The following is a 24,229-nucleotide window of genomic DNA, read 5'->3' as shown; positions in this document are numbered from 1 at the left end:
ATATATCCGTTTTTATAACCACCAACGGTTTCAAAAAAAATTAAACAACCTGAGTCCTTATGAATATAGGACTCAGGTTGCTTAAATGTGCTTTTTTATTCCTGTCTACTTGACAGGGGTCACTTCATTCATACCAACCTTCTCTTTATTATCGATGAAGATCGATATCATAATGATAACGGTCAGAACGATATTTCGTACAAGTATATTCGATTGGTTGATCATTGACACCAAATGAATGACGAGTCATTTCAAGTAACGCCGCACCACTGGCAGTTCCTAAGTAATCAGCCTCCGGAATGGTAGCATTCACAGCTCGGATTTTTTCGTTAGCTTTCACTAGGTATACCCCATGTTCCTCTAAAATTTGATAATAGATGGCACCATTTAAATCGTATTTCATCAGAATGTTTCCTATTTCCTTTGGCCAAAAGGATTTCTCGATGGCAATGGGTTCTTCATCAGCGAACCGAACCCGTTCAATCATTAAGATTTCCTCATCATCTGCAACTTTTAGTTTTCCTTTTTCAAAGAATAAATCTTTACGAAATTCCGCTCTTAGTAGCTTTGAATGGGGGCGTAACCCTTTTTCCATCACTTCTTCAGCAAATCCTGTTAGTCTTCCTAACGTGCCTGTTAACCGCTGTGATTTGACGATTGTTCCCTTTCCTTGCTTTTTCTCTAGCAGCCCTTCTTGAACTAGGGCTGATACGGCTTGTCGGATAGTCGTTCGACTCACATTAAATTCTTCGATCAACTGTTGCTCAGTTGGAATTAAATCTCCTGGAACCCAATACTTCTTTTGAATGCGATTAGCGATGATTTCTTTTACTTGCTGATACAATGGGGTTGGACTGTTTGTTTCAATTTTACTCAAATGTCTCCCTCCTTTCCCAACAGGTGAATACATCATAATCAATTCGAAATTAATCATAACATATAGAGTAAAGCCTTGCATTATGATTGTATGAGATAAAAAAGAAGCGGCCTTAGACCGCTTCTTCGTAAAAGCTATTACGCTTTTAATTTGTCGCGAAGTACCATTTGCAGAATTCCACCGTGACGATAATAATCAATCTCTACTTCACTATCGAAACGAACCAGTACTTCAAACTCTTTTTTGTTCCCTGCTTCATCAGTAGCCGTTACTTTTACATAATCGCGAGGTTTGACATTCTCATCAATTTCTACCTCAATCGCTTCTTTACCTGTCAGGCCAAGCACTTCAGCATTTTCCCCTTGTTTAAATTGAAGAGGTAGTACACCCATTAACACAAGGTTTGAACGGTGAATACGCTCAAAGCTTTCAGCAATGACCGTCTTAATTCCGAGAAGATTCGTTCCTTTTGCTGCCCAGTCACGAGAACTTCCCATTCCGTAATCTTTACCTGCTAAAACGGCTAGACCTACACCGTCATTCTTATATCTCATACATGCATCATAAATGGACATTACTTCATCCGTTGGCCAGTAAGTCGTGTATCCACCTTCTGTACCAGGTGCGATTTGATTGCGTATACGGATGTTTGCAAACGTTCCACGCATCATTACTTCATGGTTTCCACGGCGAGATCCATAAGAGTTAAACTCTCTTGGTGATACGCCTTTTGATTGTAAATATTGTCCAGCTGGTGTGTCTTTTCCGATTGCGCCTGCAGGAGAAATATGGTCTGTAGTAACTGAATCTCCGAACTTACCAACAACTCGAAGCCCTTTTAATGGTTCTACCTTTCCAGGCTCTGCTGATAACCCTTCAAAGAATGGAGGGTTTTGAATGTAAGTGGAATCATCATCCCATTTATACAGAGCATCATCTGTCGTTTCAATCTCATTCCAACGAGCATTGTCATCGAACACGCGCTCATACTCCTCACGGAATAGTTCAGGAGTAACAGTTTCTTTTACTACTTCTTTAATTTCATCCATGGATGGCCAAATATCGTTAAAGAATACGTCTTTTCCATCCTTGTCTTTACCAATTGGATCATTTAATAAATCGATGTCGACCGTTCCCGCAAGAGCATATGCCACAACAAGTGGTGGAGACGCTAAGTAATTACCTTTTACAAGTGGGTGAATACGACCTTCGAAGTTACGGTTACCAGACAATACGGACGTAACAAGTAGGTCATTTTCAGCAATTGCTTTTTCAATTTCATCAGCTAATGGTCCAGAGTTTCCAATACATGTCGTACAACCATAACCAACTAAGTTAAATCCTAATTGCTCTAGGTACGGAAGTAAGCCTGAATTTTTCAAGTAACCTGTTACAACTTTTGATCCAGGTGCTAGAGATGTTTTCACGTACTTCGGTACTTCCAGTCCTTTTTCCACTGCTTTTTTCGCGACTAAACCTGCTCCAACAAGAACATAAGGGTTTGACGTATTTGTACAGCTCGTAATAGCCGCAATCGCTACCGATCCTGTTTTCATAGTAGTCTTCTCACCACTATTAAACGTAACAGTCACTTCTTTATTTACTTCCGTCGGCTCTAAACCGAAGCCTTGGTTACCAGCAGGAGCCGCTAAGGCTTTATGAAACTCATCTTTCATCATCGATAATGGGATTAAATCTTGTGGACGTTTCGGACCAGATAAGTTGGCCTCAATTTGAGAAAGATCAATTTCCACAACATCTGTGAAAGATGGATCTTCTAAATCAGGCGTATAGAACAAGCTGTTTTCTTTGCAATATGCTTCCACAGCTTGTACATGGTCTTCATCACGGCCTGTTAAACGTAAATATTCAATGGACTCACCATCAACTGGGAAGAATCCACATGTAGCTCCATATTCTGGTGCCATATTTGCAATTGTAGCGCGATCTGCTAAAGGTAGCTTCGATACGCCAGGTCCGAAGAATTCAACAAACTTTCCTACTACCCCTTTTTGACGAAGTACTTGTGTTACTTTTAACGCTAAATCAGTAGCAGTCGTTCCGTTAGGCAGTTCGCCTACTAATTTAACCCCGATTACTTCTGGTACTGGGAAGTAAGATGGCTGTCCAAGCATTCCTGCTTCTGCTTCAATTCCTCCGACACCCCATCCTAAAACACCGATACCGTTAATCATCGTCGTATGAGAATCCGTTCCAACTAATGTATCAGGAAACGCTTCAAATTCTCCGTTGTCAGATTCGATTGTATGTACTACATTTGCTAAGTATTCTAAGTTTACTTGGTGTACAATTCCCGTTGCCGGTGGAACTGCACGATAATTATCAAATGATTTTTGCGCCCAGCTTAAAAATTTATAGCGTTCTGCATTACGCTCAAATTCTAAATCCATGTTAAATTGTAGAGCGTCGTCAGTTCCTGCACGATCAACTTGTACAGAGTGGTCAATAACAAGATCCACTGGAATTTCTGGATTAATCTTATCTGGATCTCCACCCATGTCAGCCATTGCTTTTCGTAAAGATGCTAAATCTACGACCGCTGGAACACCTGTGAAGTCTTGTAAAATAACTCGCGAAGGCTTAAACGGAACATCTAAGTCTTTTACATCCTTCGTTCCCCATTTCGCTAAGTTTTCTACATGTTCCTTTTTGATTACACGACCGTCTACTTGACGTAAAACGGACTCAAGAAGCACCTTAATGGAATAAGGCAAACGAGATACGTCTCCTAATCCTGCTTCTTCCAATGCTTTTAATGAATAATAGTGATACGTTTTACCATTCAGTTCAAAAGATTTTCTCGCTTGGAAAACGTCATTTTTCGTTAACTGTTGCTGTGTCATGTCGTTTTCTCCCCCTTTTACTAAGGTCGACAACTGTCGATTGTCCCCCTAAAAATTCGCACAATTCAATCTTAATATACTTTTCGCAATAAGTAAATAACAATACCGTTATCAATTTATATAAGTTCCGCTTATACATTCAAATATTCTTATTTTTTCAAAATCATAAAATTTAACATTCCCATCAAATGTATTGATCCTTTTACATTGCAAACACTAGTACTGGAGGTGAGAAATATGGCAAAAAGAAGAGCCAACCACATACGTGAAGGAATGAACAGCGCTAAAGCCCAAGGGGTAGGCGCTGGTTATAACGAAGAACTTCAAAATGAACCTTTAACTGAAGAACAGCGACAAAACAATAAAAAACGAAAGAAAAATCAGTAAATGTTAAATCGAGGCTGTCTAATGAGTTCAGCCTCTTTCTCATAAAGTATATTATGGTTCATTTCGGTGGTATTGAAAAATCTGTCTACGAACGATTACCTCCTTTAGTATCTCCGTCATCTTTCAAGCTCTTCTGCGAAGTCTTTCGGCTAATGCCCTCTAAAGATAACTGCCCTGTTTCTTCCATTCTAAAGCAAGTGAAGAAATGAGCTATTTTTTACTTATCATAAAGCTCGATCCTATTTAGAAAGTAAAAAACGACAGGTAGCCGTTTTCTACTCGTCGTTATTAACTTCATATACAATTTGGGCCAAGTCCCCTTCAAATTGTTGCAATCGTTCTCGTTCATTTTCAGAAGCTACTTCTAAGGCATTTTGAATTTGCTCGTATGCTTCATTCACTTCTTGTTTTAAATGTTTCAATTGCGACCCATAAGATGCCGAATTTTTTTCAACTTGCAAATACGCATCTGTTACTTGTTTCATTCCCTGTTCAGCCGCTTGAAACGCTTGTTGTTTATTTTTATTGTAAGGCATATTTTTTTCTCCTTTCACCGTTTTCTTATGTAGTTTGCTGAAAACCCTTCCCATTTATTCATCAAATGTTTGTATGTTTTATCAATGTAGAGAAAGGATATCAGTGAAAGGAGGCGTATTATGAACAAGAATGATCAAAAAGATATGAGAAAAAATGCTGCAAAAGGGGAACACAGTGGGCAACCAGAACCGCTAGATGGTTCTAAAAAAGTTAAAAACCAAAATCATACCCGTCAAAAGCATAATAAAAGTCACGATATGTAACAACAAAAGGTGCCTCTTTTTCTAAACCTAAAAAGAGGCACCTTTTTTCGTATAATTGACTTAAGCCTAATAATCTTAATCACCTAGTTGAAGATTATTAGTTTCATGCATCATTTTTGAAAGAGTGAGGAACAATTAACTTTTTGTTGAATACATATAATGTTAAGTTTGAATTCAACTGGAGGTTTTATTCGTGGGAAACAAAAAATCTTCAAACCCTTGTGACCTTAATGGAATTGAAGAATGGATGAATCAATTTTTGCGAGATCCGTTCACAAACTTTTTAGATGAATATACGTTTCGAGTAGATTTATTCGAAACAAGCTCTTCGTATATTGTTGAAGCATACTTGACAAAACAACCGATACAAAAGATTGTTTTGGAATTAAATAATAATACCGTCACCATTTTTGTCTCATATGAAAGTGATCAAAATCCAAAGGAACGAACAATTGAACTACCGTTTTTTATTGAAAACAAACACATTGAAGTTCAAAATAATCAATCGATTTTAGAAATCATTGTCTATAAAGAAGGTATTGAAGAGCGTTCTTCAAAAATTATTGCTCTTGAAATATAATGATGGCAATGTATATCTTTCTTTCTAATCAGGTGAATACCTGATTATTTTTATTTGTCTTTTTTATGATTCGTTTGTATTGTAATCTCAATTACTTTAATGTCACAGTTTCCACACCATTTACACGATTGACTCTCCTCCAAGATCCTCATACAGTTCGTGCAATAAAATTTTCTCATGTTTTCCCCTTCTTCTGTTTGGACTTTTTGTTTTTTCTAACCATTGTATGCAAGGACTTGTTTGAAGTTTCAACCTATTTCTTCTAATAATCATACATGATTTCGCTCTTTTCTGGGTAGAAGGGATATTAAATTGTTCATTTAGAACATAGTTTTATTTAATAAAAAGAATCTTCACCAAGCATTGTTGCATATATTAAATAAAGTTTTAGTCAATTAGGAGGTGCTTCGTTTGGCGTATTTTGGATCCAAAGGATGGTATATTAAACATTTAAAAGATGCAGGAATTACAAAGCATCCGGAAGAATTGCGAAAACTTGAGCTATACAAAACGTATGTTCTTCGAAATTTATATTTTGAATTAGTAGCGAAAAAAGAAACACCTTAGTTATTGTTCATTTGGAACATAGTTTATTTAAATAATTAATAAAATTTGTCTGTTGGATGACAAAAAAAGATCCAAATGTAGCATCCTTTTCATACGATGTGATAAGATTTCACTAGGAATAGATTTTCTGATTATCCGAGAATGGGGGTACCTCTCATGAACAATCACGTCCCACTTTATGAATTAATGATTTATCCGACAGAGTCAGGAAACATTAAATTTACAATATACATTGATGACCATGAGTTTGAGGTGTTTGCAGAATTAGGTGATTTTATGTCTATTGGAAGACACGAGGATAAAATTGAAGCAGTGCGAATTGCGGTTAACGAACTCATTAACTCACAAGAATCTGTAAACCCATAGCCGTATTTTTCATCGTTGTGTATAATAAGGTAGGAGTTTTAAGTCAGAGGTGTTAAAAGATGTTATCAGGTTGGTTTTTATGGTTCATCCTATTATGGGTGGTTTTCTTAGTAGTCATGCTTGGAATCGGAGGATTCTTCATGTTCCGTAAGTTTTTAAAACGCCTTCCAAAAGAGGACGGAAAATCCGAACTAGATTGGCAGGACTATTACATAAAGCAGACGAAGCATTTATGGCCTTCGGAACAGAAGGAATTACTTGAAGATTTAGTAGAGCCTGTCCCTGAGCTTTTTCGTGATGTTGCTCGTCAAAAGATTGCGGGGAAAATTGGTGAAATTGCACTAAAGGAACAAGCGGATTCAATTTCTCAAGATTTGGTTATCAGAGGATATATCCTAGCTACTCCTAAACGTGACCATAAATTCCTCATAAAACGTTTGAAAGAAAAAAATATTGATTATTCTTCGTATCAAACACTGTTCGATTAAAAAAAGGCGCTAAAACAGCGCCTTTTTTTACGTACTATGTATAACCATTTCTTGCTGAATTTTTTTAAACTTAAGATACATCGCAATTCTCCATGGTACTATCATCCCAAATGCTAACATCCAAAACATTCCGCTTAATTCTCCAAAATCAATCGATGCACTTAAAACCCCTTTTAAAATAATTCGTATGACTAATAAACTGATTAAGATAATGGGAAATGCTTTCGATCTCTTTAAATAGATGTGCTCACCACGACGTTCAAAGTGAGAGGTTTTAATCAAAAATATTGAAAAGATAAAACCTACTGCTAACGCTTCCACAATTTCTAAAGGGGTAATTCTAAATACAGGAAAAATATACATTAACGCCCCTGTACTCATAAAAATAGGTGGCAAGATAATCTTCTTTACAGTTGCAGGTTTTTTCGCAGCTTTCGATCGAATGAAAATAACGATTAATCCCATTACAAGCCCCAAAATTGTATACGCAATCATCATGATGCATCAATCCTTTACTATAAACAAAGTACTACACTTATTGTAACACATGTTTGACCGCCTCTAATACCCTCGCTTCGTCAAATGGCTTAGTAATAAAATCTTTTGCACCTGATTCAATTGCTTCTACTACCATCTTTTGTTGCCCCATCGCCGAACACATAATGATTTTCGCACTTGAATCAAACTCCTTTATACGTTTGACAGCTTCTATTCCGTTCATCTCCGGCATTGTAATATCCATCGTAACTAAATCAGGGCGTAATTCTTTATACATAAGAACGGCTTTTACTCCATTATCTGCTTCTCCTATGACGACAAAGCCTGCTTTTATAAATATTTCTTTCAACGTTTCTCGTAAAAATTTTGTATCATCAACAATTAAAACGTTTGGCACATTTTTACCTCCCCACGGTCACAGGTCATCTAGCATTATTATACTGAATATATGATGGAAAGTGGTAAAATTTGTGCTAAAATCCTGTAAATCCACCAAAAATATTTGTAAAGAATACGATAATCCTCGTTAACAAATCGAAAAATAAAAAGAGCCCCATGATAATCATAATGACGCCACCAATTTTCATTATCTTAACATTATTCCTTTTAATCCAATTCATTTTCCCAATGAAAAAGGACAGTAAAAAGAATGGAATCGAGAACCCTAGTGTATAAGCGATCATATAGATCATTCCTGAACCTGGATTAGAGGCTGCTAATAAAATGACTGAAGCCAAAATTGGTCCTGTACAAGGCGTCCATCCAGCTGCAAAGGCCATTCCGATTAAACTGGAGCCTAAATATCCTGCAGGACGGTTCTTAAATTGAAACCGTTTCTCTTTCATAAGTACATCCGGTGTAAATACACCTAACACAACAAAACCAAAGAAGATAATTAATATTGCTCCAATTTGTCGAATTAAATCTTGATAATCCAGAAATAACTGTCCGATAAATGACGTTCCAAACCCTATGGCAATAAAAATGACTGAAAACCCAATTAGAAAGAACAATGTATGTAATAAACTTCTCCGTTGCAGCATTGCTTGGTCTGTCTTTATTTCATTGACTGATACGCCCGTTATGTAGGATAAAAACGCTGGATACAACGGTAAACAACATGGAGAAATAAATGATAGAAAGCCTGCTCCAAATGCTAAAAAGATATTTAAATCATCCATAATGACACTCCTTTCATCTTTACTATTGTAACAATACTTAATAAAAAAATGTCATTTTATCTCATGACAGATTTTTGACAAAGTTGTGTGAAAAATGAGAAATACACATTTGCTAATTAAAATGAATAAAAATGAAGAAGACACGCAACTATATAGCGTGTCTTCCAATCGATTAAAATCGATATTATTACTTTAGTTGGTTATTCATCGCTTTCATCATTTGATTGATCTTCTTTTGCGATGGTTTCATACCCATTTGCATCATCATCATTTTAAGCATTTGCTCATTGATTGGTGGATTTTTCTTTAAGTAAGACATCATATATCGTCTCGCAATAAAGAACCCTAACGCTACGCCACCGATTAGCGCTAGAACGATTAATAAAATCGCTAACCAAAGTTCCATTCAAAAATATCCTCCTTCATGTTGTCTACCATACAGTGTACTAAACCATTCGAGAATATACAACATTTTGACTGCAATTTTTGCCTATTTAGACAAATTTTCTTTCTTTAATCGGGTTTAGCCATCCATATTGTTCGTGTTGAAAATCCATTGCTAAGAAGCAAGGATCAAACTTCCGTAATATTTCAAAAAAAACAGTTTCCGATTCGAAACTCCCGGTTGCTGTAATTTCAACATTTCGTGGCTTTAAGATTAAACTTGCTTTTCCACGATTGCTTCGTAAGTGAATTCGATGCAACGGCGCAATATGCTGATAATTATATTGATGATTTAAATACAGACTGATTAATTCATCTAAATAATCAACGGGTATTTGCTTTGAGACATATTCAACTTGCTGTTTTAACGTATCATAACGTTCGTCATCACGGCTCGTCCATAAAAAATCTTGAAAAAGCTGAAACAACTTGAACTCACGACCGAAGTAATGACTCGCAAATTCCTCTTTTATTAAGTAGAGATAAAAGTGCCTCATAACACCAACTCCGTTCAAACCTTTTCATACATTATAGCCTATAAGAATGAAGAGGTTTGTCTGTTGGTGGTAAAATGAGGCACTAATTTTGTCGAATATTAGCCTAATAAAGCTTTTACTTTTGCGACAACGTTTTCTACTGTAAAGCCATACTCAGATAAAATTTTCGCCGCAGGAGCAGATGCACCAAATGTATCAATCGCTAAAATGTCACCTTCATCTCCTACATAGCGCTCCCAACCAAGTGAAGAAGCCATTTCGATTGCTAATCGTTTTTTCACTGCCTTAGGTAAAACTTCTTCTTTATAAGAAGCTGGCTGCTTTTCGAAACGATCCCATGAAGGCATACTAACAACAGATACGTGAATTCCTTCTTCTGCAAGCTGCTGTTGTGCTTTTACTGCTAACGCAACTTCTGAACCAGAAGCTAATAAAATAGCATCTTGCTCACTCGCTTGAGATGGAGATACGACGTAAGCTCCTTTCTCAACACCCTCTTTTGCTCGTTCAGCAGATAACGGCAATGTATCTAAGTTTTGACGCGTAAGCACAAGAGCTGTCGGAGTTTCAGTTGATAATAACGCTTGTCTCCATGCCTCTTTCGTCTCATTTCCATCTGCAGGTCGAATGACAGATAAATTAGGCATCGCACGTAAAGAAGCTAGTTGTTCAACTGGCTCATGTGTCGGGCCATCTTCCCCAACAGCAATACTATCATGTGTAAAGACGTAAGTCACAGGTAACTTCATTAACGCAGCTAAGCGAATAGCAGGACGTAAATAATCAGAGAATACGAAGAACGTACCACCGAATACACGTAATCCACCATGTAGTGCCATACCATTTAATGCTGCTCCCATAGCAAATTCACGAACACCAAACCAAATATTGCGACCTGTGTAATCCGATGAAGCAAAATCACCTGCACCTTTAATTGTCGTCTTATTTGATCCTGCTAAGTCCGCAGAACCTCCGAAGAAGAATGGGATATTTTTCGCAATTGCATTAATCATCTCACCAGAAGATGCACGAGAAGCTAAAGATGAACCTGTCTCATATGTTGGCATTGCTTCATCCCAATTCGCAGGTAAGTCACCAGACATCGCTAGCTTTAATTCGGCAGCTAACTCAGGATACTCCGCTTCATAACGTGCGAATAAATCGTTCCACTCGTTCTCTTTTTGTTGTCCAGCTTCTTTCACAGCTTGAGCGAAATGAGCATAAACTTCTTCAGGAACGTGGAAATCATTTTCAAAATCCCAAGCGTAGGATTGTTTCGTTAATTGCAATTCCTCTTGACCAAGTGGTGCACCGTGAACACTTGAAGTTCCAGCACGATTTGGAGAGCCATATCCAATTGTCGTACGAACCTCGATTAAGGTCGGACGTTCGACATCTTGTTTTGCTTCTTCAATTGCTTTTGCAATCTCTTCAATATTATTTCCATCTTCAACACGAAGAACTTGCCAGTTCATGGATTCAAATCGTTTTTGAACATCTTCAGAGAATGATTTGTGTAAATCTCCATCTAATGAAATATCGTTTGAATCATATAAAACAACTAAGCGACCTAATTTTAAATGACCTGCTAAAGAAGCTGCTTCAGCTGAAATACCTTCCATTAAGTCACCGTCACCACAAATCGCAAATGTGAAGTGATCAACTACATTATAAGAATCCTTATTATATGTAGATGCTAAATGACGCTCAGCCATTGCCATACCTACAGCCATAGCAATACCTTGACCTAATGGACCCGTTGTCGCATCTACACCAGGAGTATGACCATATTCTGGGTGTCCAGGTGTCTTACTTCCCCATTGACGGAAAGATTTTAAGTCATCCATAGAAACGTCATAGCCAGATAAGTGTAATAAGCTATAAAGTAACATTGAACCGTGTCCAGCTGATAATACAAATCGATCACGGTTGAACCAATTCGGATTTTCTGGATTATGATTCATGTATTTTGTCCATAGCGTGTAAGCCATAGGTGCTGCTCCCATTGGCATTCCTGGGTGTCCAGAATTTGCTTTTTCAATTGCATCAATTGATAAAGTACGAATCGTGTTAATTGCTAAATCTTGAATGGAATTTGACACAGTTTTTTCATCCTTTCTCATTTTAAGTACGTATTATTTTATCATAGGGATTGATGGAAACCTATAATTATTTTTTGATTCCTTTCTTTTTTTATCCTAGTAGATTAGACATTACACACTGACTTTACGATTGGAATAAATTCACTTTTAAGATTAGGTGTCATGTACATCGTTGAAGCAACCGTTTTCATTGAATGGTACATAATACATAGGATAGGTTGCTTTAGGAATACATGTTAGTTTGTGTGTAAGCCATCCCTTCACCGTTAAATGAACATGGTGCTTAATTTGTTTTGACTTTATTTGAAGGATTTTTTACCATTAAACGCCTAAAGGAATACAATGATTGAATTGTATTCCTTAATGAAGGCGATCGTTTTTTTCTTTCTTTAATTTTTCAGGCGTAACGTCATTGCCTTCCGGGTCAATAATTGTTACATTTTGAAGTGTATTTTTCATTGAGGAACGAAAAGCTTTTAAATACTCCTGCCGTAAAGCTTGTTGTTCCATTTTCTCCTCATTTGTTAAACCTTCTGATTTGGCTTTTTTTGAAAGTTCATTAATACGATCAATCTTTTCTTTCGGTAACATGATTGTCTTCTCCTTATTTTCATAATGCGTTCTAATCGTACTAAATCAAAGGAAAAGAATCAACTAATTTGAATAAGGGTCATGTTTAACTTGCTCTTCCATGTATTCCTTGTATCTGCGATGTACAGTTGCTTTTGAAACTTCATATCCGAATCCACGAAGAGTAGCAGCAATTTCAGCAAATGTTAACTTATTATTTCGCAAACGAATAATTTCTTCGATTGGAACATCTATCTTTTCTTTCCCAGAAGGAACATGCTGATTTTTTAAATTTTTCTTCGGATTATATCCATTCTCAACGGCACGTCGCATGCCTCTTTTAATTTTCATATTATGTATTTTTCGTTGATATTCTTCTACGATACCAACAATCTCTAACACCATTGTATCTGCCTCAGAAAGTTCAAGCTCCCCCTGCTGGCTAACGGTGAAGATCTTTACACCTTCTTTTAACAAACAATGAATGAGTGCAATTTTCGCATTCCCTCTACCAATCCTCGTCTCATCTTGGATGAGTACGGCTTCAACAGAATGCATTTTAATACTATCTAGCAATTGGAAAACTCCATCTCGTTCAATTTCATAACCACTTGCTTGTTCTTCTATCACCTCTATAACTTCCATTCCTTGTTCATTCGCAAGCTTTAATAATTCTTCTTTTTGCCTTTTTAAAGAAGTTTCTTGTTGTTCTTTTGTCGTGCTCACACGACAATAAATGATTGCTTTCACGTTCATCTTCCTAACTACATTATTCAGTTGCTAACAAATGATCATTATAGCGCATATTTTTTTCCACTGGAATAACCACTTTATCTCCTGGTTTCACAACTAAAGTTTGCAAGTTGTTTTTTTCCTCTACCCATTGTACAAATTCTATTTTATCCATTCCGAATTTCTGTTCGTATTTTTCGGCGATGGTCCAAATACTTTCTCCACTGTTTATCACAACTTCTTCAAAGTTTGATAAATCTTCTTTCTCTCCCGTATAAATAAGGGCAAACACCCCTAGTGTCATAACGAAAAACAAGCTCACAATGTATGAAAAGGTTAACTTCTCCATTTTCTTCCCCTCCAAATAAAACATTTGTTCGCATTTCTTGATTTAAGTATAATACGAACAAATGTTTCAGTCAACACGTTATTTCGAACTTATGTTTGTATTTAGAGGAAAATCATGCTATACTTACCGTAAATGAAATGAGCTGGGGTGCATAGATATGACAAAACTATCGAAAAGACAACAAGAAATATTAAACTTTATTAAAGATGAAGTTCGTTCCAAAGGATACCCACCGTCAGTTCGAGAAATTGGGGAAGCAGTAGGTCTTGCATCTAGTTCAACTGTTCACGGTCATTTAGCAAGGCTTGAATCAAAGGGATTGATTAGGCGTGACCCTACTAAACCTCGTGCTATTGAAATTTTAGAAGAAGATTTATCCGCACACATTCCAAAAAGTAATGTAATCAATGTCCCTGTTATTGGAAAGGTTACCGCAGGACTTCCAATTACAGCTATCGAAAATGTGGAGGAGTACTTCCCTTTACCTGATCGTTTTGTTTCAAGCGATGATCAAGTATTTATGCTTGAAATTATGGGCGATAGCATGATTGAGGCTGGAATATTGGATGGAGACTACGTAATCGTACGCCAACAGCAAACTGCTAATAACGGAGACATTGTCGTTGCCATGACTGAAGATGAAGAAGCGACGGTGAAAAGATTCTTTAAAGAAAAGGACTACATTCGTCTTCAACCAGAAAATTCCACGATGGAGCCTATTATATTAAGCAATGTCGTCATTTTAGGAAAAGTTGTTGGAGTTTATCGTACAATTCATTAAAGAGGGTGTCCCAAAAGTAGCTGGGACACCCATTCTTTGTTTGAAAATAAAAGATTTTTTTGTCATGCACATACTAAAACGAAAATGGCAGAAGCTTTCCGGACTTGCACAGGACGTGTCCGCTTTTCACAGTGGTTCATTCAATTATCTCATACTCGACTCGCAAGCTCGTCTACAAGGTGTTCGGCTCGTGCTGGTCTCGTAGAAGTCGCCGCCTTTTGCCAATTATTTCATGTGCTTTTCACGAAAATACACATGAAGTAAAATTGTAAAACAAAAAAAAACGGTTGAGCTTAAAAAAATCATATCTTAATGACCTTTTCACTCAATCTCTTTATTGTCACCTCTTTCCCCCTTTACCTTTTTTGATCCATGCTCTTCTTTCAGCATATTCCGCACATTGAGCACAAACGTTCACGATTTTCCCATCATTTTTCTGATACTTATATCCTCTCTTCCCTTTTCGTTTACACATATCACATTTCAGTCGAAAAAATGATAACATTATTTTTCTCCTTTTTTACAACTTTCTGTACATTTAATTAATCCTTCGATATATTCCCATCTATCCCCTTTTTCTTTTAATTAAATTAACGCACACTATAGAGGAATTCTTTTGAAAGAAGGTAAATAATTATGAGAACTGTATTATATGTAACTGCCCATCCACATGATGAAACTAAATCGTATTGCATGGCTATTGGGCATACTTTTATTGAGGCTTACAAAAAGTCAAATCCAAATGACAATGTTGTCCATTTAGATTTGTATTCAGAACCAATTCCTTCCATTGATTTAGATGTATTTAACGGATGGGGGAAGCTACAAAATGGTCATGAATTCAATCAATTATCCAATGACGAACAAGCAAAAGTCAGACGATTGAGTGAATTATGCGACCAATTTGTCACTGCGGATAAATATGTTTTTGTAACACCAATGTGGAATTTTTCGTTTCCTCCTATAATGAAGGCCTATATTGATGCCATTAGTGTTGCGGGGAAAGCTTTTAAATATACAGAGCAAGGTCCAGTTGGCCTTTTAACAGATAAAAAGGCACTGCACATTCAATCAAGAGGCGGAATATACTCAGAAGGTCCAGCAAAAGAAATGGAAATCGGTCATCGCCATTTATCCGTTATCATGCAATTTTTCGGAGTTCCTTCATTTGATGGACTTTTCATAGAAGGTCATGCTGCCATGCCAGAAAAGGCGGAACAAATTAAAGAAAAAGCAGTGAACAAAGCGAAGTTGCTTGCGAAAACGTTTTAAAGTTTGTAAAGTAAAGACCATTTTTATGATCAATTCGTTGTTCTGTGGGTGCATTTCTTCAAATTTTTAATTTATTGTTTTCATCCACCATATAAAAACCCCTCAACACCAGTCGTGTCAAGGGGTTTTAGTATTAGTATTGCGTGATGTATTGCTCGCGCTCCCAAGGATGTACTTGTGTGCGGAACATATCCCACTCAATTTCCTTCGCTTCGATGAAGTGCTCAAATAAGTGTTCACCTAAAGATTTAACGATAATTTCGTCTTTCTTTAAGTTTTCGAGTGCTTCAGCAAGTGTTGATGGTAAGTCAACGATGCCGTTCTCTAAACGCTCTTCTTTCGTCATTACGTAAATGTTGCGATCAACCGGGTTCGGTGGTGTTAACTTGTTCTTAATTCCATCTAAGCCAGCAGCCAGTAAAGTCGCCATTGCTAAGTATGGGTTCGCAGCAGGGTCAACACTACGCACTTCAACGCGCGTACTCATACCACGAGATGCTGGGATACGAATTAATGGACTTCTGTTTCGTGCTGACCAAGCAACGTAACATGGTGCTTCATAGCCTGGTACAAGACGCTTATAAGAGTTGACAGTCGGGTTTGTCACAGCCGTAAATCCTGGAGCATGCTTCACAATACCCGCAATGAATTGACGCGCCGTTTCAGATAATTGTAAATCTCCATTCGGATCAAAAAACGCATTTTCTCCGTTACGGAATAAAGATAAGTTACAGTGCATTCCAGAACCGTTTACTCCGAACAATGGCTTTGGCATGAACGTAGCATGTAAGCCGTGCTTACGCGCAATAGTTTTAACAACAAGCTTAAACGTTTGAATGTCGTCACAAGCTCGTAGCGCATCTGCGTATTTAAAGTCAATTTCATGCTGACCTGGTGCAACTTCGTGGTGAGAAGCTTCAATTTCAAAGCCCATTTCTTCAAGCTCTAATACGATATCACGACGGCAGTTTTCTCCTAAATCAGTTGGTGCTAAGTCAAAGTATCCACCATTGTCATTTAACTCAAGAGTTGGTTCGCCCTTCTCATCTAATTTGAATAAGAAAAACTCTGGCTCAGCTCCAAGGTTAAAGTTTGAAAAACCTAACTCTTCCATTTCTTTTAACACACGCTTTAAGTTGTTGCGTGGATCACCTTCAAACGGAGTTCCATCAGGATTGTAAATGTCACAGATTAAGCGTGCCACTTTCCCTTTCTCAGCTGTCCACGGGAAAATAACAAACGTGTCTAAATCTGGATATAAATACATGTCAGACTCTTCAATGCGTACGAATCCTTCAATAGAAGAACCGTCAAACATCATTTTATTGTCAAGCGCCTTCTCTAATTGAGAGACTGGAATCTCAACATTTTTAATCGTTCCTAAAATGTCTGTAAATTGTAGACGAATAAATTTTACATTCTCTTCTTGAACTAAGCGAACAATATCTTCTCGAGTATACTTTGCCATCTTTTAAAACTCCTCCCCATTTCCTAAAAAAATATATTTTAATTTTAATTGCTTACGAAATTAATGGAAAAACCTTGACATATCCCCATGTCGAAGTGTTGCCCGCTGAAAGCGACCGGCTTGAAGCAGTTCCTCTTTCAGCATCTTACGGAGTTCAGCATCGGAAAGCTCTTGTTTCGGTGCTTTTTCAACTCGTTCCATGGCATTTTCTTCTTTCACAGCAAACAATTGCTTTATACCAGCCATGTTTACACCTTTCTCAATCAACGATTTTATTTCTAGCAATTTATCAACATCATTGAATGAAAACAATCGACGATTACCTTCAGTTCGAGCGGGAGAAACGAGGCCGTGTTCTTCATAATAGCGTATTTGACGAGCTGAAAGTTCAGTTAGTTGCATTACGATTCCAATCGGAAAAAGTGGCATCGATCGTCTAATTTCGTCACTCACAGTTTCTTCCCTCCTCTTTCAGTTGCTTAAGTTATTTTCATTATATTCAATGTAATATATCCTGTCAATATGATGTAAGAAAATCTAACATAGATTTTTTCGTTCTTTATAGAATAATCGAAATATTTATGAATGTTATGCCACATCAAACAATTTACCCAATTTCTATTTCCACTAAACGAAGTTATCTTGTAATGAACATTATATTCAGCAAATTCTTCGCCCACAATAACAGCCGTACAACTTCAAATGGTTTCATCAACACTACATAAGCACCGATAATGAAGAATGAAATAAACGATAGAAGTTTTACCTTCCCCTTTTCGGATTTATGTACTGCAAAAAAACTAAAAGCGAACGAAATTAAATATATGATTAGCGAACTAGCTAAAAACATCTCCACAAAACGAGTGGTGAATGTGGCCCCAACATAGAAAATAATGGCAACAAGTGTGGTGATGACAGACCATCTACTAAATACTCCCATCACTTTTCCCTCCATTTCAATAGAAAGTATGTATTTTATTCCAAATTATAACATTATTTGAATCTATTCAAAAATTATTTACATAAAAAGGATCGTCCGCTATAACTAGCAGAACGATCCTTTTGTTTTATGGAAGTGAGAGTAACTTCTTTTCAACTAATGTATCTAATGCATGACAAATGGCAATTTTGACATGCTCATACGTTAATCCACCTTGTACATATGCCACAAATGGAGGGCGAATCGGTCCGTCAGCGGATAATTCTATACTTGCTCCTTGAATGAAGGTTCCTGCAGCCATAATAACATCATCTTCATAGCCAGGCATATAACTCGCATAAGGCGTTACATGCGAATTAACTGGGGAAGCAAATTGAATAGCTTGACAAAAAGCAATCATCATGTCCGCACTATCAAATTGTACGGATTGAATTAAGTCCGTACGAGGTGTATTCCAGAGCGGATTCGTATTGAATCCTACTTCCTCAAGCATTGCGGAAGTGAAGATGGCACCTTTCAACGCTTGACCAACGACATGAGGACTTAAGAAAAAGCCTTGATACATTTCTAGTAAGCTATATAAAGATGCACCTGCTTCATTCCCAATCCCCGGGGATGTCATGCGATAAGAACAAGCTTCAACAAGCTCTTTCTTTCCGACAATGTATCCGCCTGTCTTAGCCAAGCCACCTCCTGGATTTTTTATTAACGATCCCGCCATCAAGTCCGCTCCTACATGACAAGGTTCTAATTCTTCTACAAATTCCCCATAACAATTGTCAACAAATACGACTAGATCTTGTCGAATTGATTTAATGAAATCAATCATTTCTTTAATTTGTTCAATTGTAAAAGATGGACGAGTTGCATATCCTTTCGAACGCTGAATACCGATCATTTTCGTTTTGGATGTTATTGCTCGTTTAACAGCTTCAAAATTGACAGACCCATCTTCTTGTAGTTCAACGGTTTGGTATCCGATTCCAAATTCTTTTAACGACCCCACTCCGTTTCCTCGAATACCAACAATTTCTTCTAATGTATCATAAGGTTTTCCCGTTATGTAAATCAATTCATCCCCCGGACGTAATACCCCAAAGAGAGCGATTGAAATGGCGTGAGTGCCAGAAATAATTTGCGGTCGAACTAATGCAGCCTCTCCACCAAAAACATCCGCATAAATAGATTCTAACGTATCCCGTCCATGGTCATCATACCCATATCCTGTTGAAGGGATAAAATGACTATCACTCACTTTATGCGTTTGGAAGCTCTTTAATACACGAAATTGATTCGCTTCCACACGTCGGTCAATTTCTTGATGTACAGGACGAATTTTTTCCTCTACCCGTTTAACGATAGGTGATAATTTATCACCGTTTTTTAAATTTTGATACATCTTGCTGTCCCTTTCTAATCATTATAGTTTTTTACGACGGATTGCAAAGGATGCTGTTTAGCCATGTAGCCTTTCATCCGATATTTTTGTTCTTGTTCGTCAAATAGAACTTCGACGACAATGGATTCATTTTTTAATTGGGCCATTACTTTCCCTTCTGTCACCGGAAGTAATAGAGAATATGGTACCATCGATTCTTTTAATTGTTTTTCTATTGTTTGCTTTAACAACTCAATATCCGTTTCCTGAAAAGCACTAATTTGAATCGAAGGTGTTTTTGAAGTGGGAACAAAATCGACTAGTTGCTGATCTTTTTTATTATAAACCGTCAGCATTGGAACATTTTTCACATCTAGTTCGCCAAGTAGTTCATATACTGTTTTTTCATGTGCTTCAAAATCAGGATTTGAACTATCGACGATATGTAATATTAAGTCCGCTTCTTTAACTTCTTCTAACGTAGAGCGAAAGGCAGCTACCAACGTGGTCGGTAAGTCTTGAATGAATCCAACCGTATCCGTCAGAATAACTTCTAACCCAGATGGAATTTTCATTTTTCTTGTAAGCGGATCTAAAGTAGCAAAAAGCAAATTCTCTTCAAACGTACCTGCCTTCGTTAGCCGATTAAACAATGTCGATTTACCCGCGTTCGTATACCCGACTAGTGCTAATTGAGGCACTTGATTTCGCTTGCGCCTTTCCCGATAGCGCTCCCGGTGAGAAACAATAGACGACAGTTGCCTTTTAATATCATCAATACGGTTTCGAATGTGGCGACGATCGGTTTCCAACTGAGTCTCCCCCGGCCCTCTCGTCCCAATCCCTCCACCTTGGCGAGAAAGGTTTAACCCTTGTCCTGCTAGTCGAGGCAATAAATATTCAAGCTGTGCTAACTCTACTTGAAGCTTTCCTTCTCTTGATTGAGCTCGCTTGGCAAATATATCTAAGATTAACTGTGTACGATCGATTACTTTTACTTGCAATTCATTTGCTAAATTACGGAGCTGACTTGGCGTTAGTTCATCATTAAAGATGACAGTGGTAGCTTCCTGTTCATCTACAAGCACTTGTAACTCATGAACTTTCCCTTTCCCTATAAAGGTAGAAGCTTCTTTCCGATCACGCTTTTGTACGACTGTCGATACAACCGTCCCTCCTGCAGTATGAGTTAAGGAGCGAAGTTCTTCCATTGAATAGTGGAAACGTTCCTCTTTCACTGGAGAGAGATGTAATCCAACTAGAATCACACGCTCCACGTCTTGCATTTGATTATTCAATTAAATTCCTTCTTTCAGCATCTTTTTAGAAACAAACATATCATATCAAAAAAAGGTGTTTACGGCTAGATGATGAGGTTTCTCACAGAAAAAAATTGCATCAAATCCGATTACAAACATATAAAATGATGGTAAAATCATTTAGGTTAGTTTGAATTCGTTTGAAGGAGATTGCAGCATGACTTGGGAAGTATTTAACATCATCGGGACGATCGCCTTCGCCATAAGCGGTGCTATCGTCGCAATGGAAGAAGAATATGATATTTTCGGTGTTTATATTTTAGGTATCGTTACAGCCTTTGGTGGCGGAGCCATTCGAAACTTGTTAATTGGTGTCCCTATTTCTGCTTTATGGGATCAAAGCATGTTATTTCACATCGCATTAGCATCCATGACGCTCGTGTTTTTGTTTCCAAATAATATTTTACGTCACTGGAGAAAATGGGGAAACTTTACCGATGCAATCGGACTTTCCGCTTTTGCCATTCAAGGTGCATTATACGCAGTAAAAATGGGTCATCCCATCAGCGCTGCAGTTGTTGCAGCTGTTTTAACCGGTACCGGAGGAGGCATCATTCGAGATTTACTTGCACAACGAAAGCCGCTCGTGTTGAGGGAAGAAATTTATGCCGTTTGGGCAGTTTGTGCTGGACTATTGATCGGATTTGAAGTAGCCTCTACCCCAGAAGAACTTTATGCTCTATTTGCCATTATAGTTATTTTAAGAGTATTAAGTTATACGTTCAAATGGAAATTACCTAATCGTAACGTATATTCCAATCGAAAAAAAGATGTTGTTTCATAACCTAAACTTAAGGCTTCTGCCCATGACTGAGCAGAAGCCTCTTTCACTTAGGAAAACGTTAAGTCCTCACTTTTTATTGTCACTAAATCTTCCTTTTGATATTGGTCCGTTAAAACGAGGCGCATTGCTTGTGTACGAATGGATTTTTCAATAATATTCCGTACAAAACGTCCGTTCGAAAACTTTGAGGGACTCATTTCAGATTTCGCTCGATTAAGTTGCTCCCGAAGCTTCCTTTTCGCATCATAACTAAATTGATATTCACGTTCATTCACCATTTGAAGGGCAATTTGCATTAATTCTTCCACTGAATAGTCTGGAAAATCCATCACGATTGGAAATCTAGATTTTAATCCAGGGTTTAAAGATAAAAATTGATCCATTTCCCGTGGATACCCTGCTAATATGAGGACGAAATCATGTTGTTTATCTTCCATATGCTTAACAAGTGTATCGATCGCTTCTTTTCCGAAGTCTTTTTCTCCACCTCTTGCAAGTGAATAAGCCTCGTCAATAAATAAAATCCCTCCAAGTGCTTTCTTAACTAAGTCTCTCGTTTTTTGCGCTGTGTGTCCAATGTACTCACCGACTAAATCTGCTCGTTCTGCCTCAATTAAATGACCTTTTGACAAAACATTCATTTGGTAAAACAACTTTCCTATTAACCTAGCAATCGTTGTTTTACCAGTCCCCGGATTTCCTTTAAACATCATATGCAGCGCTTGCTTCCCCGCCTTCAACCCCGTTTCTTCTCGCTTTTTGTTCACATATATCCATGCATAAATTTCTTTCATCATCTTTTTCATCTCTTCCATTCCGACTAACGAGCTCATTTCGTCCTCAATTTGAAGCAAAATGTCGTGCTTTAACTTCGCTTTCGGTATGGTCAATTCATACGAAGAGGTTTTCGTTGAAGATACAACTGATGGGCCGCTCGACTGTTGTTTTAAAACAATATTCATTTGTCCGTTATTTTTAAAAGTAACTGCTTGATCCACCGAGCTCACCTCTCTTTCTCTATCGACAAACTAATCGAATAAAAGACTTCATTAGATGAACATTGTTGGAAAATGATGAATTGTGCGCTTTCCCAAGAAATATTCAAGATGTACACCATTATTGTAATGTATGCAAAAAGTGCGCAAGGACAAACCTAATTTTTTAGCTCCATTTTTTTCATGCCATAAAATATTTCGCTAGCCGCTTCGGGTTTCGTATGGTTAAAAAGACGACAAGTAGTTCTCTAAAAAATCTCTTCTCTTTTCTAATAGGTTGGTGTTTCAGTTGCACTCATTCATGCGACAGGCAGACGTTGTTGGCCTGACTAGTTTTTCGATCTACTTTTCGAACAACCTCAAGCTTGTCTGTATGGCCTTTGTCTCATGATCAATATTTCATAAGGCTGTTTTCGTATAGATTGTTACTTTTTCAATCATTATTGAAATAAACTACGAACATTTGCTTTCCGCGGGAAGGAAGTCACTCCTTTTCAAAGGGGGGAAACGATTCTCAACAATATATTTTATACACACAAAAAGCAACAATTCTTCAGAAAAGAGCCTTTCAAAATTAACCTAACGAAAAAAGCTGAAAGTCAATAAAATGACCTTCAGCTTTTGAGATTCAATTATTCAAAATCAATTTGAACATTTTTTTGTGGAGCAAACGTTGAAATCGCATGCTTATAAATAAGCTGTTGCTTCCCTTCTGTCTCCAGCATCACGGTAAAGTTATCAAATGCCTTTACTTGTCCACGTAATTGGAAGCCATTCAACAAAAACACTGTAACAAAAGAACCGTCTTTACGAAGCTGATTCAAAAATTGGTCTTGAATATTAATTGGTTGTTTCATCATTTCGTCCTCCTCTATTCTCTATATGTAATTAATTCTCTTTTCCCGAAAACTTTCCTGCAATATATTGAAAAATTTCCTCCACCTTTTCATCCATAGAAAGAGGGGGAGTCATATCAAACCACTCCACATTCATTTTGTTACGGAACCATGTTAATTGTCGCTTCGCGTACCGACGAGAATTTTGTTTTAGCTGCTCTATGGCAGAATCAAGTGATTGAACTCCATCCAAATAGGAGTAGATTTCTTTATATCCAATAGCTTGTATTGATTGACAGTCACGCAAGCCCGTTTTGTATAACCCTTTTACCTCTTCTAATAAACCTTCTTCTACCATAAGATCGACTCGATAGTTAATCCGTTTATATAATTGTTCTCGGTCCATTGTAAGCCCTATTAACGCAACATCATACAGAGGATTCGCTTCATTCGTATGTTCAACTTCGCTCATTGTTTTGCCGCAATCATAATAAATTTCTAACGCTCGAATAACTCTTCGAACATTATTGGGATGAATTTTCTTAGCAGACACGGGATCAATTTGCACAAGCTCTTCATACAATGCTTCTTTTCCCATTATTGCAGCCTTTTTTTCTAATTCAGACCGCAGCTGTTCATTTCCTTTTGAATCGGTAAATTTATAATCATACAATACAGATTGAATATACAGCCCAGTACCCCCGACAATCATCGGCATTTTTCCGCGATTCGTTATATCTGTAATAAGAGGACGAACCATCGACTGAAATTCAGCTACCGAGTAAGATTCTTCTGGCGACTTTATATCTAGCAAATGATGGGGAATACCTTCCATTTCTTCTTGCTTAATCTTCGCTGTACCAATATCCATTCCTTTATATATTTGCATGGAATCGCCACTTATAACTTCACCGTTGAATCTTTTTGCTAATTCTATACTTAATTTCGTTTTTCCAACCGCAGTGGGTCCGATAATGACGATTACCTTTTCATTTTTATTTTCCATGAAACCACTCTTTCACACCTAACAAAAATATACGCTTTCATCCTACCATGTTTCACAGGAAAACACCAATACATTATTTCCTATTTTTTCTTATTTATACCTCTTACCGCCATCATATATAAACTATTACACAAAGTCTGTTTTCTGA

29 protein-coding genes and 1 pseudogene are annotated in these 24,229 nt (G+C 37.3%); 10 read left to right on the top strand and 20 right to left on the bottom strand.

Features of this window, described 5'->3' with window-relative positions:
- Positions 1 to 4: 4 nt before the first annotated feature.
- Positions 5 to 85 (top strand): IS3 family transposase, encoded by an 81-nt coding sequence (locus ML543_RS17135; RefSeq protein WP_419095365.1) that lies wholly within the window; start codon positions 5 to 7, stop codon positions 83 to 85.
- A 63-nt stretch (positions 86 to 148) separates the two neighbouring features.
- Here ML543_RS17135 and ML543_RS09085 read toward each other — a convergent pair whose 3' ends face one another.
- Both ML543_RS09085 and acnA read right to left on the bottom strand, forming a co-directional pair.
- On the bottom strand, positions 149 to 877 hold the full coding sequence (locus tag ML543_RS09085) for a GntR family transcriptional regulator (RefSeq protein WP_243386988.1): 729 nt from the start codon (positions 875 to 877) through the stop codon (positions 149 to 151).
- Positions 878 to 1,014: 137 nt separating this feature from the next.
- Positions 1,015 to 3,741 carry an aconitate hydratase AcnA gene (acnA, locus tag ML543_RS09080; protein ID WP_243387024.1) on the bottom strand — a complete coding sequence of 909 codons (2,727 nt, stop codon included), beginning with the start codon at positions 3,739 to 3,741 and terminating at the stop codon, positions 1,015 to 1,017.
- A 237-nt stretch (positions 3,742 to 3,978) separates the two neighbouring features.
- Between acnA and sspO the strand changes: the two genes are divergently transcribed.
- Positions 3,979 to 4,128, top strand: a complete 150-nt coding sequence (gene sspO, locus ML543_RS09075) for a small acid-soluble spore protein O (protein ID WP_243386986.1) — start codon at positions 3,979 to 3,981, stop codon at positions 4,126 to 4,128.
- A gap of 275 nt (positions 4,129 to 4,403) precedes the next feature.
- Here sspO and ML543_RS09070 read toward each other — a convergent pair whose 3' ends face one another.
- On the bottom strand, positions 4,404 to 4,664 hold the full coding sequence (locus ML543_RS09070; protein ID WP_243386984.1) for a hypothetical protein: 261 nt from the start codon (positions 4,662 to 4,664) through the stop codon (positions 4,404 to 4,406).
- A 117-nt stretch (positions 4,665 to 4,781) separates the two neighbouring features.
- Between ML543_RS09070 and ML543_RS09065 the strand changes: the two genes are divergently transcribed.
- The 5 genes from ML543_RS09065 (at position 4,782) to ML543_RS09045 (ending at position 6,929) form a co-directional block, all read left to right on the top strand.
- Complete coding sequence (locus tag ML543_RS09065) at positions 4,782 to 4,928, top strand: small acid-soluble spore protein P (RefSeq protein WP_243387022.1); 147 nt, start codon at positions 4,782 to 4,784, stop codon at positions 4,926 to 4,928.
- Positions 4,929 to 5,121: 193 nt separating this feature from the next.
- The gene (locus tag ML543_RS09060) at positions 5,122 to 5,508 is read left to right on the top strand and encodes an Hsp20/alpha crystallin family protein (RefSeq protein WP_243386982.1); all 387 of its coding nucleotides are present in this window, start codon (positions 5,122 to 5,124) and stop codon (positions 5,506 to 5,508) included.
- A gap of 411 nt (positions 5,509 to 5,919) precedes the next feature.
- Entirely contained in the window at positions 5,920 to 6,075 is a 156-nt protein-coding gene (locus ML543_RS09055) for a YflJ family protein (RefSeq protein WP_243386980.1), read from the top strand.
- Positions 6,076 to 6,231: 156 nt separating this feature from the next.
- Complete coding sequence (locus ML543_RS09050) at positions 6,232 to 6,441, top strand: hypothetical protein (RefSeq protein WP_243386979.1); 210 nt, start codon at positions 6,232 to 6,234, stop codon at positions 6,439 to 6,441.
- Positions 6,442 to 6,500: 59 nt separating this feature from the next.
- Entirely contained in the window at positions 6,501 to 6,929 is a 429-nt protein-coding gene (locus ML543_RS09045) for a DUF2621 domain-containing protein (RefSeq protein ID WP_243386977.1), read from the top strand.
- A 27-nt stretch (positions 6,930 to 6,956) separates the two neighbouring features.
- Here the strand turns inward: ML543_RS09045 and ML543_RS09040 are convergent, their stop codons facing one another.
- From ML543_RS09040 to yneA, 9 genes are all read right to left on the bottom strand, one after another.
- Positions 6,957 to 7,430 (bottom strand): CcdC family protein, encoded by a 474-nt coding sequence (locus tag ML543_RS09040; protein WP_243387021.1) that lies wholly within the window; start codon positions 7,428 to 7,430, stop codon positions 6,957 to 6,959.
- Positions 7,431 to 7,464: 34 nt separating this feature from the next.
- Positions 7,465 to 7,824 (bottom strand): response regulator, encoded by a 360-nt coding sequence (locus tag ML543_RS09035; protein ID WP_243386976.1) that lies wholly within the window; start codon positions 7,822 to 7,824, stop codon positions 7,465 to 7,467.
- A gap of 76 nt (positions 7,825 to 7,900) precedes the next feature.
- Positions 7,901 to 8,608: a cytochrome c biogenesis protein CcdA gene (locus ML543_RS09030; protein WP_243386974.1), complete on the bottom strand. Its 708-nt coding sequence runs from the start codon at positions 8,606 to 8,608 to the stop codon at positions 7,901 to 7,903.
- Between the two features lie 187 nt (positions 8,609 to 8,795).
- Complete coding sequence (locus ML543_RS09025; protein WP_243386972.1) at positions 8,796 to 9,014, bottom strand: YneF family protein; 219 nt, start codon at positions 9,012 to 9,014, stop codon at positions 8,796 to 8,798.
- A gap of 88 nt (positions 9,015 to 9,102) precedes the next feature.
- Positions 9,103 to 9,549: a sporulation inhibitor of replication protein SirA gene (gene sirA, locus ML543_RS09020; protein ID WP_243386970.1), complete on the bottom strand. Its 447-nt coding sequence runs from the start codon at positions 9,547 to 9,549 to the stop codon at positions 9,103 to 9,105.
- 98 nt (positions 9,550 to 9,647) lie between these two features.
- Positions 9,648 to 11,651, bottom strand: coding sequence for a transketolase (gene tkt, locus ML543_RS09015; protein ID WP_341482354.1), 2,004 nt, complete (start codon positions 11,649 to 11,651; stop codon positions 9,648 to 9,650).
- Positions 11,652 to 12,011: 360 nt separating this feature from the next.
- Positions 12,012 to 12,242 (bottom strand): DUF896 domain-containing protein, encoded by a 231-nt coding sequence (locus ML543_RS09010; protein WP_243386966.1) that lies wholly within the window; start codon positions 12,240 to 12,242, stop codon positions 12,012 to 12,014.
- Between the two features lie 63 nt (positions 12,243 to 12,305).
- Positions 12,306 to 12,971 (bottom strand): YneB family resolvase-like protein, encoded by a 666-nt coding sequence (locus ML543_RS09005; protein WP_243386964.1) that lies wholly within the window; start codon positions 12,969 to 12,971, stop codon positions 12,306 to 12,308.
- A 19-nt stretch (positions 12,972 to 12,990) separates the two neighbouring features.
- Positions 12,991 to 13,302 carry a cell division suppressor protein YneA gene (yneA, locus tag ML543_RS09000; protein ID WP_243386962.1) on the bottom strand — a complete coding sequence of 104 codons (312 nt, stop codon included), beginning with the start codon at positions 13,300 to 13,302 and terminating at the stop codon, positions 12,991 to 12,993.
- 157 nt (positions 13,303 to 13,459) lie between these two features.
- Here yneA and lexA point away from each other — a divergent pair, with 157 nt between their 5' ends.
- The gene (gene lexA / locus ML543_RS08995; protein ID WP_243386960.1) at positions 13,460 to 14,083 is read left to right on the top strand and encodes a transcriptional repressor LexA; all 624 of its coding nucleotides are present in this window, start codon (positions 13,460 to 13,462) and stop codon (positions 14,081 to 14,083) included.
- Positions 14,084 to 14,719: 636 nt separating this feature from the next.
- The gene (locus tag ML543_RS08990) at positions 14,720 to 15,355 is read left to right on the top strand and encodes an FMN-dependent NADH-azoreductase (protein ID WP_243386958.1); all 636 of its coding nucleotides are present in this window, start codon (positions 14,720 to 14,722) and stop codon (positions 15,353 to 15,355) included.
- 133 nt (positions 15,356 to 15,488) lie between these two features.
- Here the strand turns inward: ML543_RS08990 and glnA are convergent, their stop codons facing one another.
- The 5 genes from glnA to hflX all read right to left on the bottom strand — a co-directional run bounded on the left by glnA (position 15,489) and on the right by hflX (position 20,427).
- The gene (gene glnA / locus ML543_RS08985) at positions 15,489 to 16,823 is read right to left on the bottom strand and encodes a type I glutamate--ammonia ligase (RefSeq protein WP_243386956.1); all 1,335 of its coding nucleotides are present in this window, start codon (positions 16,821 to 16,823) and stop codon (positions 15,489 to 15,491) included.
- Positions 16,824 to 16,883: 60 nt separating this feature from the next.
- The gene (locus ML543_RS08980) at positions 16,884 to 17,276 is read right to left on the bottom strand and encodes a MerR family transcriptional regulator (RefSeq protein WP_243386954.1); all 393 of its coding nucleotides are present in this window, start codon (positions 17,274 to 17,276) and stop codon (positions 16,884 to 16,886) included.
- 184 nt (positions 17,277 to 17,460) lie between these two features.
- Complete coding sequence (locus ML543_RS08975) at positions 17,461 to 17,763, bottom strand: hypothetical protein (protein ID WP_243386953.1); 303 nt, start codon at positions 17,761 to 17,763, stop codon at positions 17,461 to 17,463.
- Positions 17,764 to 17,890: 127 nt separating this feature from the next.
- Positions 17,891 to 19,162 (bottom strand): methionine gamma-lyase family protein, encoded by a 1,272-nt coding sequence (locus tag ML543_RS08970; RefSeq protein ID WP_243386952.1) that lies wholly within the window; start codon positions 19,160 to 19,162, stop codon positions 17,891 to 17,893.
- 14 nt (positions 19,163 to 19,176) lie between these two features.
- Positions 19,177 to 20,427, bottom strand: a complete 1,251-nt coding sequence (hflX, locus tag ML543_RS08965; RefSeq protein WP_243387020.1) for a GTPase HflX — start codon at positions 20,425 to 20,427, stop codon at positions 19,177 to 19,179.
- A 190-nt stretch (positions 20,428 to 20,617) separates the two neighbouring features.
- Here hflX and ML543_RS08960 point away from each other — a divergent pair, with 190 nt between their 5' ends.
- Positions 20,618 to 21,244 carry a trimeric intracellular cation channel family protein gene (locus ML543_RS08960; protein WP_243386951.1) on the top strand — a complete coding sequence of 209 codons (627 nt, stop codon included), beginning with the start codon at positions 20,618 to 20,620 and terminating at the stop codon, positions 21,242 to 21,244.
- A gap of 47 nt (positions 21,245 to 21,291) precedes the next feature.
- On the opposite strand, the pseudogene spoVK reads toward ML543_RS08960, so the two are convergent.
- From spoVK to miaA, 3 genes and pseudogenes are all read right to left on the bottom strand, one after another.
- A pseudogene (spoVK, locus tag ML543_RS08955) lies at positions 21,292 to 22,116 on the bottom strand (stage V sporulation protein K); the annotation flags it as partial.
- A gap of 755 nt (positions 22,117 to 22,871) precedes the next feature.
- Positions 22,872 to 23,096, bottom strand: a complete 225-nt coding sequence (gene hfq, locus ML543_RS08950; RefSeq protein ID WP_243387018.1) for an RNA chaperone Hfq — start codon at positions 23,094 to 23,096, stop codon at positions 22,872 to 22,874.
- Between the two features lie 31 nt (positions 23,097 to 23,127).
- Positions 23,128 to 24,081, bottom strand: coding sequence for a tRNA (adenosine(37)-N6)-dimethylallyltransferase MiaA (gene miaA, locus ML543_RS08945; protein WP_243386950.1), 954 nt, complete (start codon positions 24,079 to 24,081; stop codon positions 23,128 to 23,130).
- Positions 24,082 to 24,229 lie beyond the last annotated feature (148 nt).

The organism is Bacillus kexueae (assembly GCF_022809095.1).
GTDB classification, from domain to species: domain Bacteria; phylum Bacillota; class Bacilli; order Bacillales; family Aeribacillaceae; genus Bacillus_BZ; species Bacillus_BZ kexueae.
This window is presented reverse-complemented; position numbering and strand designations above follow the sequence as displayed.

Bases quoted from the DNA above. Each gene is read 5' to 3' on its own strand.
- miaA (WP_243386950.1), bottom strand. From the start codon at position 24,081: ATGGAAAATAAAAATGAAAAGGTAATCGTCATTATCGGACCCACTGCG.
- hfq (WP_243387018.1), bottom strand. From the start codon at position 23,096: ATGAAACAACCAATTAATATTCAAGACCAATTTTTGAATCAGCTTCGT.
- ML543_RS09010 (WP_243386966.1), bottom strand. From the start codon at position 12,242: ATGTTACCGAAAGAAAAGATTGATCGTATTAATGAACTTTCAAAAAAA.
- sirA (WP_243386970.1), bottom strand. From the start codon at position 9,549: ATGAGGCACTTTTATCTCTACTTAATAAAAGAGGAATTTGCGAGTCAT.
- ML543_RS09045 (WP_243386977.1), top strand. From the start codon at position 6,501: ATGTTATCAGGTTGGTTTTTATGGTTCATCCTATTATGGGTGGTTTTC.
- ML543_RS09025 (WP_243386972.1), bottom strand. From the start codon at position 9,014: ATGGAACTTTGGTTAGCGATTTTATTAATCGTTCTAGCGCTAATCGGT.
- glnA (WP_243386956.1), bottom strand. From the start codon at position 16,823: ATGGCAAAGTATACTCGAGAAGATATTGTTCGCTTAGTTCAAGAAGAG.
- yneA (WP_243386962.1), bottom strand. From the start codon at position 13,302: ATGGAGAAGTTAACCTTTTCATACATTGTGAGCTTGTTTTTCGTTATG.
- ML543_RS08990 (WP_243386958.1), top strand. From the start codon at position 14,720: ATGAGAACTGTATTATATGTAACTGCCCATCCACATGATGAAACTAAA.
- ML543_RS08960 (WP_243386951.1), top strand. From the start codon at position 20,618: ATGACTTGGGAAGTATTTAACATCATCGGGACGATCGCCTTCGCCATA.
- ML543_RS08975 (WP_243386953.1), bottom strand. From the start codon at position 17,763: ATGGGAGTATTTAGTAGATGGTCTGTCATCACCACACTTGTTGCCATT.
- acnA (WP_243387024.1), bottom strand. From the start codon at position 3,741: ATGACACAGCAACAGTTAACGAAAAATGACGTTTTCCAAGCGAGAAAA.
- lexA (WP_243386960.1), top strand. From the start codon at position 13,460: ATGACAAAACTATCGAAAAGACAACAAGAAATATTAAACTTTATTAAA.
- ML543_RS08970 (WP_243386952.1), bottom strand. From the start codon at position 19,162: ATGTATCAAAATTTAAAAAACGGTGATAAATTATCACCTATCGTTAAA.
- hflX (WP_243387020.1), bottom strand. From the start codon at position 20,427: ATGCAAGACGTGGAGCGTGTGATTCTAGTTGGATTACATCTCTCTCCA.
- ML543_RS09030 (WP_243386974.1), bottom strand. From the start codon at position 8,608: ATGGATGATTTAAATATCTTTTTAGCATTTGGAGCAGGCTTTCTATCA.
- ML543_RS09070 (WP_243386984.1), bottom strand. From the start codon at position 4,664: ATGCCTTACAATAAAAATAAACAACAAGCGTTTCAAGCGGCTGAACAG.
- ML543_RS09050 (WP_243386979.1), top strand. From the start codon at position 6,232: ATGAACAATCACGTCCCACTTTATGAATTAATGATTTATCCGACAGAG.
- sspO (WP_243386986.1), top strand. From the start codon at position 3,979: ATGGCAAAAAGAAGAGCCAACCACATACGTGAAGGAATGAACAGCGCT.